At 74.2% G+C, this 12,470-nt stretch carries 11 protein-coding genes; 8 read left to right on the top strand and 3 right to left on the bottom strand.

Annotated elements, in window-relative coordinates; genetic code table 11:
- Nucleotides 1-6 precede the first annotated feature (6 nt).
- A complete protein-coding gene (locus tag ACFWPI_RS22365) occupies nt 7-513 on the top strand; it encodes a copper chaperone PCu(A)C (protein WP_380371577.1) in 507 nt (168 codons plus the stop codon).
- Nucleotides 514-665: 152 nt separating this feature from the next.
- Here the strand turns inward: ACFWPI_RS22365 and ACFWPI_RS22360 are convergent, their stop codons facing one another.
- The 3 genes from ACFWPI_RS22360 to ACFWPI_RS22350 all read right to left on the bottom strand — a co-directional run bounded on the left by ACFWPI_RS22360 (nt 666) and on the right by ACFWPI_RS22350 (nt 2,433).
- Complete coding sequence (locus tag ACFWPI_RS22360; protein WP_380371579.1) at nt 666-1,088, bottom strand: PIN domain nuclease; 423 nt, start codon at nt 1,086-1,088, stop codon at nt 666-668.
- Complete coding sequence (locus ACFWPI_RS22355) at nt 1,085-1,300, bottom strand: type II toxin-antitoxin system VapB family antitoxin (RefSeq protein ID WP_280695502.1); 216 nt, start codon at nt 1,298-1,300, stop codon at nt 1,085-1,087. Before ACFWPI_RS22355 ends, ACFWPI_RS22360 begins: the two co-directional genes overlap by 4 nt.
- A gap of 266 nt (nt 1,301-1,566) precedes the next feature.
- Nucleotides 1,567-2,433 (bottom strand): universal stress protein, encoded by an 867-nt coding sequence (locus ACFWPI_RS22350; protein WP_380371582.1) that lies wholly within the window; start codon nt 2,431-2,433, stop codon nt 1,567-1,569.
- A 339-nt stretch (nt 2,434-2,772) separates the two neighbouring features.
- Between ACFWPI_RS22350 and ACFWPI_RS22345 the strand changes: the two genes are divergently transcribed.
- From ACFWPI_RS22345 to ACFWPI_RS22315, 7 genes are all read left to right on the top strand, one after another.
- Nucleotides 2,773-4,470 carry a GAF domain-containing protein gene (locus ACFWPI_RS22345; protein ID WP_380371601.1) on the top strand — a complete coding sequence of 566 codons (1,698 nt, stop codon included), beginning with the start codon at nt 2,773-2,775 and terminating at the stop codon, nt 4,468-4,470.
- Between the two features lie 223 nt (nt 4,471-4,693).
- Nucleotides 4,694-6,277 carry an amino acid adenylation domain-containing protein gene (locus tag ACFWPI_RS22340; protein ID WP_380371584.1) on the top strand — a complete coding sequence of 528 codons (1,584 nt, stop codon included), beginning with the start codon at nt 4,694-4,696 and terminating at the stop codon, nt 6,275-6,277.
- Nucleotides 6,267-6,509, top strand: coding sequence for a phosphopantetheine-binding protein (locus ACFWPI_RS22335; protein WP_063346173.1), 243 nt, complete (start codon nt 6,267-6,269; stop codon nt 6,507-6,509). Before ACFWPI_RS22340 ends, ACFWPI_RS22335 begins: the two co-directional genes overlap by 11 nt.
- Nucleotides 6,506-7,954: a flavin monoamine oxidase family protein gene (locus ACFWPI_RS22330; protein ID WP_380371587.1), complete on the top strand. Its 1,449-nt coding sequence runs from the start codon at nt 6,506-6,508 to the stop codon at nt 7,952-7,954. The genes ACFWPI_RS22335 and ACFWPI_RS22330 overlap by 4 nt, the downstream gene beginning before the upstream one ends.
- Before the next feature lie 103 nt (nt 7,955-8,057).
- Nucleotides 8,058-9,881, top strand: a complete 1,824-nt coding sequence (locus tag ACFWPI_RS22325; protein WP_380371590.1) for a class I adenylate-forming enzyme family protein — start codon at nt 8,058-8,060, stop codon at nt 9,879-9,881.
- Nucleotides 9,882-9,887: 6 nt separating this feature from the next.
- Nucleotides 9,888-11,276 carry a KamA family radical SAM protein gene (locus tag ACFWPI_RS22320; RefSeq protein WP_380371592.1) on the top strand — a complete coding sequence of 463 codons (1,389 nt, stop codon included), beginning with the start codon at nt 9,888-9,890 and terminating at the stop codon, nt 11,274-11,276.
- Nucleotides 11,273-12,415: a RimK family alpha-L-glutamate ligase gene (locus ACFWPI_RS22315; RefSeq protein ID WP_380371594.1), complete on the top strand. Its 1,143-nt coding sequence runs from the start codon at nt 11,273-11,275 to the stop codon at nt 12,413-12,415. The genes ACFWPI_RS22320 and ACFWPI_RS22315 overlap by 4 nt, the downstream gene beginning before the upstream one ends.
- The last annotated feature ends 55 nt before the right edge of the window (nt 12,416-12,470 follow it).

Raw genomic sequence — 12,470 nt, 5'->3', positions numbered from 1 at the left:
GGGGCGATGAGCGCGCTCGGACGGCTGCGGGTGGTCGGCCCGCCGGTGGGCGCGGCGGCGCTGACGCTGGTGCTGCTGACCGGGTGGACCGCGGTCGGCGGGGCCGGGCGGCCCCGGCCGGTGGAGGCCGGCCCGGGCTGGCTGCTGCTGCCGACGGCAGGCGCGGCCCCGGCCACGGCGGCGTTCTTCACGATCCGCAACCCGGGCGACGTACCGGACGAACTGACGTCCGCCAGCTGGGAGTTCGGCGGCCGGATCACAATCAAGCGACACCTCCACCAGGGCGCCGCAGGCCGCTGGGAGCCGGTGACCGCCCTCCCGATCCCGGGCCGCGGCGAACTGGCAATGGCCCCGGAGGACGCCGACCTGATGATCGCCGACCCCCCACCCCTACGAGCCGGCCAGTGGGTGGACTTCACCCTCGGCTTCCGCCACAGCCCGGACCTCCACCTCAAGGCCCAAGTCCTCCCCCCGGGCACCCGCCCCCGCCCAACCGAACCGCCGACACCCTGACACTCCCCGCCCGGATCACGCCCCGCCCCCCGTCGAGGCGCGATCCGGCCCCGCCGATGGCCTGTCGGGCGGAGGAAGAGTTGCGAGATTGCGGTTCGAGCAGGACCAGGGCCCTCTTCCGGCTCCCGGTCCTGGACTGGACCGGGCAGGATTCACTTACCGCTCTCCGGCCCGTACCACTGGAGGGCCTGTCCGGTGACGTTCGCGATGCACTCGAAGTCGCGGTCCCGGTGCAGGAGGGTCAGGCCTTGCAGTTCGGCCGTGGCCGCGACGATCAGGTCCACGGCTCCGGCGCTGCGATGCTGACCTCGCTTGGTCAGCATGCCCTGGACGTGCCAGGCGCGATCGTAGGCGCGGTCATCGACCGGCACCCAGCCGAACAGCAGCCGCATGTCCTCGATCCCCTGAGCGCGGTCGGCTGCTGTCCGCGCGCTGTAGAAGAACTCAAGCTCGGTGATGGGGCAGGTTGCGACCAAGCCCGCCGCTGCGGCCTGGTCCCAGCCGTACTGCTCGGCGTCGCCGCGCATGAAGCGCGCGAGCGCGCTGGTGTCGATCAGGAATTGCGCCGCGTTCACCGACGGTAGTTCCTCTTGTCCTCGAAGATCTCCAGGTCGAAGGCCCCCGCGTCCGCCGCGGCACGCAGTCGCGTGAGGGCGAGCGCTCGCCGTCTGTTCTCCAGTACCTCGCGTAGAGCGGTGTTGACCGTCTCCTTCTTGGTGCTGGTGCCGAGAGCCTGAGCCACGTCGGCGAGCAACTCGTCGTCCAGGTCGATCACGGTCCGGCTCATGTGATGCACCTCCTGATATCAACTCGCGCCTCAAGTATATCTCGCCATGTGCCAGGCGGAAGGTACGCGTGGGCGGCGATGCCCAGCGCTGCCGGAATCCCTGTGACGCCGGGCCCATTGGCGCCTCCCTGGAGTCCTCGTGCGGGATACACCGATGGCCCGGACCGCTGTGCGGTCCGGGCCATCTGTCGGTGGAGGGTGCGAGGTTCGGACTCGTGAGGGGTTGCCTTGGCCCGCTTTCCGGGCGGGCGCTGCCGGGGCGTTGGTCAGGGGTGGGGGATGACGGCGACTGGGGACTGGGCGTGGTGGAGGGCGGCGTGGGCGACGCGGCCGAGGCGGGGGCCGAAGTCGAGGGAGCGGTGGCGGCGGCCGACGACCAGGAGGGCGGCGCCGGCGGAGGCTTCGACCAGGCCGCGGGCGGCGCCGAGCCGGACGTCCTCGATCACCGCGGTGTCCGGGTGTCGCTCGCGCTGGCCGGCCAGGGCGAGGGAGAGCAGTTTGGCCTCCAGCGCCTCCAGTTGGGCGATCTCGGTGGGCGGCACGGCTCCGCCGGCGTAGCCGAAGACCGGCGGGAGGTCCCAGCCGTGCACGGCCCGCACCCGGGCTCCGCGCAGGGCGGCCTCCTGGAAGGCGAAGGCGAGCACCTCCTCCTCCGGGGCGTGCGCGTCGACGCCGACCAGTACCTCGGGCACGCCGTCGCCGGCGCCGTCGGGCGCGCCCGGCTCGCGCACCACGACCACCGGCACCGTGCTGCGGGCGGCCGCGGCCATGCCGACCGAGCCGAGCAGCAGCCCGGTGAAGCCGCCGAGGCCGCGCGAGCCGAGCACCAGGAGGGCGGCGTCCGCGGCCGCGGCGACCAGGCCGTCCACCGGCGCGTCCAGGACGGCGTCGGTGTGCACCGCCAGGCCGGGGTGGCGCTCGCGGATCGCGTCGGCGGCCGAGGCCAGGACCCGCTGCGCGGCGGCCGGCAGGTCGTCGGGCTCGGCGAAGGTGGCCACGCCGTCGGTCAGCCACGGCCAGGCGTGCACCAGGCGCAGCGGGGTGCCCCGGAGCACCGCCTCGTCGGCGGCCCAGAGGGCGGCGGTGGTGCTCTCCGGCGAGCCGTCGACCCCGGCCAGGACGGATGGCGTCATGAGGGTTCCTCCACTGTGTCGGCGCTTGGCGGGGCGGCGCGGGGACGGTGTGCGCACTGACGGCCCGTCCGCTCCTCCCCCACCCTGGCGGTCCGCCAGGGCCTCGCGACAGAGGCCGCAGGCCCCTCCGCGACGGGACGAAAGGCCCGCCCGTGGGAGCGTACGGCGCACCCCGGCGTGCGGGGTGCCGACACCCGGGCACTACCGTGAATCCGGCAATCGCCCTGATCGGGCGGCACCTGGCGCCCTCCGGCGGCGGGTGGAGGACGGGCCAGGGCGAGTACGAGGAGGACAGCGGTGGGCGGAGCGGACGGCAGCGCGGCGGGTGGCGGCGCGCGGATGCCCCGGCTGCGCCTGGACGAGTTGCTGGAGGAGCTCCAGTGGCGGATCGACGCGGCGCGCGGCACCCAGAACCGGGTGCACAGCCTGTTGGAGGCGGTGCTCGCGGTCGGCCGGGAGCTGGACCTCGCCCAGGCGCTGCACCGGATCGTCGAGGCCGCCGCCGACCTGGTGGACGCCCGTTACGCCGCGCTCGGGGTGATCGGCCCGGACGGGCACTCGCTGTCGCAGTTCCTGACGGTGGGGATGTCCGAGGAGGAGATCGCCGAGATCGGCCCGCCGCCGTCCGGCCGGGGCATCCTCGGCGAGTTGATCCGCGACCCGCAGCCGCTGCGCTGCCCGGTGCTGTCCGAACACCCGGCCTCGGCGGGCTTCCCGCCGAACCATCCGCCGATGCACACCTTCCTCGGGGTGCCGGTGCGGGTGCACGGCGAGGTGTTCGGGAACCTGTACCTCACCGACAAGCGCGGCGGGCTGGACTTCGACACCGACGACGAGGCGGTGATCTCCACCCTGGCGGTCGCGGCCGGGGTGGCGATCGACAACGCCCGGCTGTACGAGGAGGCGCAGCTGCGCCAGCGCTGGCTGCGGGCCAGCGCGGAGATCAGCCGCAGCCTGCTGTCGGGCGCGCCCCGGCTGGAGGTGGTGGAGCTGATCGCCCGCCGGGCCGGGGAGATCGCCGGCGCCGAGCTGGCCGACGTCTCGGTGGCGCTGGACGGTCCGCAGGAGCGGGCGGAGGAGCTGACGGTGGAGGTCGCGCTGGGTGGCGCGCCGGCCGCGCGGCTGGGGGTGACGGTGCCGGTGGACGGCACGCTGTCGGGCGCCGCGTACGCCTCCGGTTCGCCGGTGACCAGCGACGACCTGGCCTGCGACGCCCGCTACCCGGCGGGCCCGGCGGGGCGCTTCGACGGACTGGGCCCGGCGGTCGCGGTGCCGCTGGGCACCGGGGCGGGGTACGGGCGGGGCGTGCTGCTGCTGGCCCGCGCGGCCGGGCAGCCGGCCTTCGGGCCGGACGAGACCGGGCCGCTGCTGGGCTTCGCGGACCAGGCGGTGCTGGCCCTGGAGCTGGCCGAGCGGCGGCGCGACGCCGAGCACCTGACGCTGCTGGAGGACCGTGACCGGATCGCCCGGGACCTGCACGACCTGGCGATCCAGCGGCTGTTCGCGACCGGGATGACGTTGCAGAGCGCGGGCCGGCTGATCGACAGCCCGGCCGCCGCCGACCGGGTCGCCCGCGCGGTGGCGGACCTGGACGAGACCATCAAGATCATCCGGTCGACGATCTTCGGGCTGCGCGCCCACAGCGAGCCCGACCGGGGCCTGCGCGCCCGCGCCACCCGCGTCGTCGCCGAGGCACAGGGGACGCTCGGCTTCGCGCCCCGGCTGAGCATGGAGGGCCTGCTGGACACCGACGTGCCGCAGGAACTGGCCGACCACGCGGTGGCCGTCCTCGGCGAGGCGCTCAGCAACGCCGCCCGGCACGCGCGGGCGGGCCGGGTGGAGGTGACGCTGCGGGCGCTCGCCGGGCGGGTGGCCCTGGTGGTGGCCGACGACGGGGTGGGCGTGCCCGAGGGCGGCCGGCGCAGCGGGCTGCGCAACCTCGCCGAGCGGGCCGAGCGGGTGGGCGGCACCTTCACGGTCAGGCCCGCCGAGGGCGGCGGCACCCGGCTCTCCTGGGAGGCCCCGCTCGGCTCCTGACGTACCGTCACCGGGCTGTCGCCGGGCCTTCGCCCACGCCGCTCCGCGCCCTTGCGTGCGCCGTCCCTACTCGAACGACCGAACGCCCTCGGGCGGGTTCACACGTCGAGCACGCCCCCCTCGAAGAACGCTCTCAACATCCATTGTCGCCACGCATGTTCGACGGTAGAGTCGCCGTTCGCCGAGCACGGATGAGCATTCGACAGCATCATTTGGGGCGGCCATGTCAATTAATCAGGACACCCTCCAGGTCGCTCCCGACCTGATCCACGCGTTCACAAAAATGGCACGCCGCAATCCCCGACACCCCGCGATCGTCCAGCGGGGGCGCACCCTCGACTACGGCCGGCTCGCAGAGCTGGCGAACACCCTGGCCAGGCGCCTGGGACCGGACCCCGGCACGGTCTGCGTGCCGGCCGTCCACACGGCCGAAACGGTGGTCGCACTTCTCGGCGTGCTGACCGCCGGAGGTACGTACTGCCCGATCGATCCGGCATTCCCGGAGGCCCGTCGACACGCCATGGCGACGGCCGCGAACTGCCGCACGGCGATACTCGGCGAAGCCGTCGCGGACCACCAACTCGGCACTCGATTAGTGGAGTTACCCGCCCTCTCGGAATTCCCCGGAGAACCGCCCGGAACCCTTCCGGCGGACCGCGCCGCAAGCGGCCCGGAACATCCGGCCTACATTCTCTTCACGTCGGGTTCGACCGGGCAGCCGAAACCCGTCGCCACTCCCCGCCGGGCCGTCGCGGCCACGGCCCACGCACTGCGCGACCTCTTCCACCTCACCCCCCAGGACCGGGTGCTCCAGTTCGCCTCGCTCAACTGGGACACCTGCTTCGAGGAGATCCTCCCGGCACTCACCGCGGGCGCCACCCTCGTCCTCGACCCCGACGCGCACTGCGGATCGTTCCCGCGCTTCCTGCGGATGGTCGAGCGCGAGCGGATCACCGTCCTGGACCTGCCGACCGCCTTCTGGCACGAGCTCGTCCACCACCTCGTCGAAGACCGGGCCGAACTGCCGCCCTGCGTCCGGCTCCTGGTGATCGGCGGGGAGGCCGTCCAGCCCGCCCGGCTGGACGACTGGGCCCGGCTGGACACCGGGCGGATCCGGCTGCTGAACACCTACGGCTGCACCGAGACCACCCAGATCACCCACGCCGTCGACCTGTCCGGACCGCTCGCCCGCGAACCGGCCTGGCCCGGCGCCCACCGCGCACCGATCCGCCCCGCACCGATCCGCCCCGCACCGATCGGCCACGCCCTGCCGCACGTCATCGAACGTCTCGGCGAGCAGGGCGAGTTGCTGATCGGCGGGCCGGGCCTCGCGCTCGGCTACCCCGGCCTGCCCGAGGCGACGGCGGCCCGGTTCACCACCGTCGACGGCGAGCGGTACTTCCGCACCGGCGACCGGGTGAGCCGCGGCCCGGACGGCCTGCTCACCCACCAGGGCCGCCTGGACGGCGAATTGAAGGTGCGCGGCGTCCGGGTGGACCCGGCGGAGGTCGAGGCGCACCTCACCGGCCACCCCGAGGTGACCGCGGCCGCCGTCACCGGTGCCACTCTGGCCGACCGCACCACGCTGCTCGCGTACGTCGTAGCACGCCGGCACACCTCCCCGCCGGACCTGGCCCGCGAGTTGCTGTCGTACCTGCGGGCCCGGGTGCCCGGCCACCTCGTGCCCGGGCGGATCACCGTCGTCCCCCGGCTCGTGCACACCCCCAGCGGCAAGGTCGACCGGGCCGGCTGCCACCTGCGCTACGGCGCCCACGACAGGTCGAAGGAGACCTCCGTTGAGCACTGACCTCACCACCCCCGCCACCCCGCAGGACCTGGTGGCCGTCTTCCGGCGCGTGCTGGAACGCGACGACGTGGCGCCCGACTCCGACTTCTTCGACCTCGGCGGCGACTCGCTGATCGCCACCCGGGTGCTGAGCGCCGTCGCGCGCGGCTACGCCGTCGAGCTCACCTTCGACGAGTTCCTGCTCGCGCCCACCCCCACCGCGCTCGCGCGCAGAATCACGGCCGCGAGATGAACGACCACCCGTTCAACGACCGCCCGTTCAGCGACCACCCGTTCAACGACCACCCGTTCAACGGCCGGCAGCTCGACGGCCGGCAGTTCGACGCGCATCGGCCCGGAGGAACCGCCGTCGTGGTCGGCGCCGGACTGGCCGGGCTCACCGCCGCGACCGGGCTGGCGGCGCGCGGCTTCGACGTGACCGTCCTGGAGGCCCGGGACCGGGTCGGCGGACGCACCCACGGCATCGAGGCCGCCCTCGGTGTCCTGGTCGACGCCGGAGCCGCCTACCTGGGCGACCGGCACACCGAACTCCTCGCCATGATGGACGAGTTAGGGCTCAAGACCACCCCCACCACGATGTCCGGCGCCAGCCGGTTCGCGCTCGGCAGCGGCGCCGAAAGCAGCGCCGACGCCACGACCCGCGACGGCCGGTTCCCGCCGCTCGACGGCGTCGCGCTCGGCGACCTGTTCGACCGGCTCTCCGAACTCACCGACACCGTACGGCCGGAGGCGCCCTGGCTCACCCCCGGCGCCGAACGCCTGGACGCCCTCACCGCCGCCGAGTGGGCCGAGCAGCACCTCACCCACCCCGACGCCCGGCTGTTCTTCCCGCTGTTCCTGGGCGAGATGACGGCCGCCGACCCGGCCGACATCTCCGTCCTCCACCTCGCCTTCTACCTGCGCTCCGGCGGCGGCCTGCGCTACCTCAACGCCTTCGCCGGCGGCGCCCAGCAGGACCGGATCTCCGGCGGCGCCCACCAGGTGTGCGAGCGGCTGGCCGAGCGCCTGGGCCACCGGGTACGGCTGGGCGAGCCGGTCCGGGCCGTCCACCAGGACGCCGACGCCGTCACCGTGCACACCGACCACGGCGAACACCGCGCGGACGTCGCCGTCATGGCGCTGCCGCCGCTGCTCGCCGACGCGATCGACCACCGGCCCGGCCTGCCGGTGCGCCGGGCCGGCGAGCGCACCGCGCGCGGCTGCGCGGTCAAGGTCCACCTGGTCTACCCGGCGCCGCTGTGGCGCGACCACGGCCTGTCCGGCTGGTCGGTCAACGCCCGGGGGCCGCTGCTCTCCACCGTGGACGACTCCCCCGCCGAGGCCGGCATCGGCGTCCTGACCGGCTTCGTCACCGGCGCCGAGGCGCACCGCTTCGCCGCCCTCACCCCGCGGCAGCAACGCGCCGCGGCCGTCGGGCAGGCCGCGCAGCTCTTCCCGATGCTCCCCGAGCCGACCGCCTGCCACGTCACCGACTGGCTCAACGACCCGTACAGCCAGGGCTGTTACGCCGCGCTGCTGGGGCCCGGCGACTGGCCGCGGCTCGGCCCGGCGCTGACCGCGCCGCACCACCGGGTGCACTGGGCCGGCACCGAGACCAGCACCGCGTACTTCGGGCTGATGGAGGGCGCGATCCGCTCCGGCCACCGGGTCGTCGCCGACGTCCTCGCCCGCGCCTGAAACCAGCGCCCGACGCCCGCACACCCGCCTTCCCCCCGCCTTTCCCCCTCCCCGGAGCCGGTTCCACGAGAACCCGCGCCCGGTACCCCCTCGGGAGACCCCCATGAGCGACCGCAGTTCCATCGCGCCCCTCGCCGTCAGACATCGGCTGATGACCGAACCCGCCCTGGGCGCTGGCAACTTCCTCGACCACGCCCTCGCGGCCAACCCGCACCGTGCCGTCCCGTCCGTCTTCACCCACCGCACCGACCACCGCGGCGAGGTCGTGCTGCGCGGCCACAGCCTGCTCGACCTGGCCGCGCTGCGCGACCGTTACGCCGCCTGGTACCACGCCAACGGGGTGCGCCCCGGCGAGCCGGTGGGCGTCGTGGTCGGCGAGGGCCTGGAGCCGCTGCTGCACTTCCTCGCGCTGACCTCGCTGGGCGCCGTCCCCGCGCTGGTCAACGACGCGATGCGGCACGACGTGCTGGTCCGCTACCTGGACCACGTCGGCGTGGTCGGCGTGGTCGCCGACGACCCCACCCGGCTGGCCGCCGCCTACCGCGAGGACCCGGGCCGCCGCCCGCGCTTCCTCGCCCTGGCCGCCGAGGTGCAGGCCTTCGACGCCGACGCCGTCGAGCTGCCCGCCGGCCACCCGTACCGGCACGCCCCGGACGACGTGGTGGCGCTGATCCACTCCTCCGGCACCACCGGCACCCCCAAGTCCACGATGCTGGCGCACCGCCAGTTCTGGGACGGCAAGCAGCCGCGGATGGAGCGCTTCCCCGCCGAGCCGTACGACCGGCTGATGTCGCTGATGCCGCACACCCACGCCGGCGGGCTCAGCTACTTCCTCACCGCGACCCTGCTCGGCCTGCCCACCGTGGTGATGTCCGACTGGCGGCGCGCCGTCGTCGAGCCGGTGATGGAGGCCTTCCAGCCGACCATGGTCGCCTCCTTCCCCCGGACCTTCGTCGAGCTGGCCACCGGCGAGCTCCCGGTCCGCGGCGCGGCCCGGGTGCACTCCTGGTTCAACACCGGCGACAGCGCGCACCACGGGCACATCCGCCGCCTGGTGACGCTCGGCGAGCGGCCGGCCGGGCTGATCCGCCCCTGGCTGCTGCCGCAGGACCGGGCCGACCAACCCGCGCTTCCCGGTTCGCAGTTCGTCGACGGCCTGGGCTCCTCCGAGATGGGCATGGCGCTCTTCGGCCAGGTGACCACCCCGGAGAGCGCCCGCGACGACCGCTGCGTCGGCAGGCCGCTGGAGGTGGTCCTGAAGGCCGCCGTGCTCGACCAGGACGGCACCGAACTCCCGGACGGCACGGTCGGGTTGCTCGGCGTGGTCAGCCCCTCCCGGACCCCGGGCTACTGGCACGACCGGCGGCTGACCGAGAGCTTCGAGCTGGCCGGCTACTGGCTCACCGGCGACGTCGCCCGCCGCGCGTCCGACGGCCGGTTCTACCACCTCGACCGCACGGTGGACGTCATCGACACCACCGACGGCCCGGTCTACAGCCTGCCGATCGAGGAGGTGCTGCTCGCCGACTGCGCCGACCTGGTGCAGGACTGCTCGGTGGTCGGCGTCCCCGGGGCGGTCGGCGAGGGCCAACGCCCGGTCGCCGTCGTCCGGTTGCAGGCCGGGGCCGGAGGGGCCGCCGGGGCCGGCGCCGAGGAGGTGCAGGACGCGGCGAACAAGGCGCTGGCCGCGGCCGGGCTGGCCGCGCTCGCCGCCGTCCGGATCGCCCGCACGCCGCAGGACTTCCCGCTCGGGCCGACCGGCAAGGTGCTCAAGCGCGAGCTGCGCACCCGCTTCGCCGGCCTCTTCACCGACCCCCAAGCCGACCCCCGAGCCGACCCGCGAACCGACCCGCGAACCGACCCGCGAACCGAGCCCCGAACCGGCACCCAAGCCGGGCCCTCCACCGCCCCCTCCGCCGGCCAGTAGCCGGCCATGGACCACCCCGTGATCCGCCAGCCGTACACGTACGCGCGGACGGCGCTGGTCGAGCCGGACTGGCGGCGGCTGCCGGGCTGGCGCCACGTCACCGAGGCGCAGTGGCGCGACGCCCAGTGGCAGCGGGCCCACTCGGTGAAGACCGCCCGGCAGCTGCGGGCCGTCGTCGGCGACCGGCTCACCGACCACTTCTACCAGGAACTCGCCGCCGACCAGGCCGGGTTCGCCACCATGCCGATGCTGCTGCCGCCACAGCTGCTGAACACCATGGCCCCGGCCGCCCCGGACGCCCCGCGGGCCTTCACCGAGGCGTTCCTGGCCGACCCGGTGCGCCGCTACATGCTGCCGGTGCGCACCGACCGGCACCCGCACTGGCCCAGCCACCCCAGGGCCGAACGGGACTCGCTGCACGAGGCGGACATGTGGGCCGTCGAAGGTCTGACGCACCGTTACCCCACCAAGGTGCTGGCCGAGTTGACCGCCACCTGCCCGCAGTACTGCGGCCAGTGCACCCGGATGGACCTGGTCGGCACCTCGACACCCCAGGTGGCAAAGACCCGGCTGCTGCTGCGCCCCGCCGACCGGCAGGAGCAGATGCTCGACTACCTCAAGCGCACCCCCGCCGTGCGCGACGTGGTGCTGTCCGGCGGCGACCTCGCCAACGTCCCCTGGCCCCGGTTGGAGTCCTTCCTGCTGCGGCTGCTGGACCTCGGCACCGTCCGGGACATCCGGCTGGCCAGCAAGGCCGTGGTCGGCCTGCCCCAGCACTGGCTGCAGCCGCAGTTGCTGGACGGCCTGGCCCGGGTCGCCGAACTGGCCGCCCGCCGCGCGGTCAACCTGGCCGTGCACACCCACGCCAACCACGTGCGCTCGGTCACCCCGCTGGTCGCCGAGGCGGCCCGGGCCCTGCTGGACGCGGGTGTGCGGGACGTCCGCAACCAGGGCGTGCTGATGCGGGGCGTCAACGACACCCCCGAGGACCTGCTCGACCTGTGCTTCGCCCTCCAGGGCGAGGCGAACATCCTGCCGTACTACTTCTACCTCTGCGACGTGATCCCGGGCGCCGAACACTGGCGGACGCCGCTGCACCAGGCGCAGCGCCTCCAGGAGGCGATCATGGGCTACCTGCCCGGCTACGCGACCCCGCGCCTGGTCTGCGACGTCCCGCACGTCGGCAAGCGCTGGGTGCACCAGGCGGTGGCCTACGACCGCGAGCTCGGCATCTCGTACTGGACCAAGAACTACCGCACCGGCCTGGAGAGCGGCGACGGCGGCCAGGACGCCCCGCTCGACCGGCGCCACCCCTACTACGACCCGGTGGACACCCTCCCGGAGACCGGCCGCCGCTGGTGGTCCGGGCCGTCCACCGCACGAGGAGCGCGATGAGCACCCCCGACCCGAGCCCTGCCCCGAGCCCTGCCCCGAGCCCCGGCCCGAGCCCCGCCCCGAGCCCCGCCCCTCCCCGGGACGGCGAACTGCGCCGCCTGTGCTGGATCTTCCCCGACCGGGAGTCCTCCCGGATGGCCGCGATGTGGCACGGCTTCTTCTGGGACCTCTACGCCGAGAGCGCCGCCGACCTCGGCCTGCGCTGGACCAGGCACGCCCCGGAGGCCGTCACGGTGGACGCCACCGGGCCCGGCCGCCCCCGGGTCTACGTGGACGACGAGCCGGTCACCCCCGAGGACACCCTGTTCATCACCGCGCTCTACTCGCTGCCGTACCAGTCGATGGACGTCTTCAACCAGTACGCGCTGTACGCGGTGCTCGAACAGGCCGGGTTCTACCTGCCGTTCCCCCCGCAGGTCTCGCTGATCGGCAACGACAAGCTGGCCACCCTGCTGTTCCTGGGCGGCTCCCCGGTGCCGACCATCCCGACGGTGCGGATCGGCACCGGCCGGGACATCAGCAAGCACGGCTACGAGGTGGGCCTGCGGAACATGACCTACCCCGCGATCGTCAAACCCTCCGGCTGGTGCGGCGGCGGCGGGATCAACCTGGCCCGCGGCCCCGAGGACGTCCGGGGCCTGGCCAGCCTCGCCCAGGGCGGCGACACCACGCTGGTGGTCCAGCCCTACCTGGGCGACGGCACGATCGACTACCGGGTGTACGTCGTCGACGGCGAGCCGTACGCGGTGATGAAGCGGACCCCGGAACCCGGCTCCCCGGTCGCCAACGCCAGCCGGGGCGGCGCCATGGAGTTCCCCCCGGTGCCGCCCGAACTCGTCGCCGCCACCGCCTGGTTCGCCGAGCGGCTGCCGATCCCGTTCTTCTGCGTCGACTTCCTGTACGACGGCGAGCGGTACTGGTTCTCCGAACTGGAACCGGACGGCGTGATCGCCCCCGACCTCACCGACCCGGACCGCACCCTCCAACGGGACGTCACCCGCGCCCGCTTCGCCGCCTACCGCGACGGCCACGCCAAGTGGCTCGCGGACGGCGCCCGCCCGCTCACCCTCGACCCCGCCCGAAGCCCCGCCCACAGCCCGGCGGTTTCTAGGGGTCGTTGCAACACGTGGTCGGTTTGATCAGGCCGCGAGCAGTTTATGCAGGCGCTCGGCTGGGGTTTCCCAGTCGAGCGTT

This window comes from Kitasatospora sp. NPDC058492 (assembly GCF_042720685.1).
Taxonomy (GTDB): Bacteria; Actinomycetota; Actinomycetes; order Streptomycetales; family Streptomycetaceae; genus Kitasatospora.
This window is presented reverse-complemented; position numbering and strand designations above follow the sequence as displayed.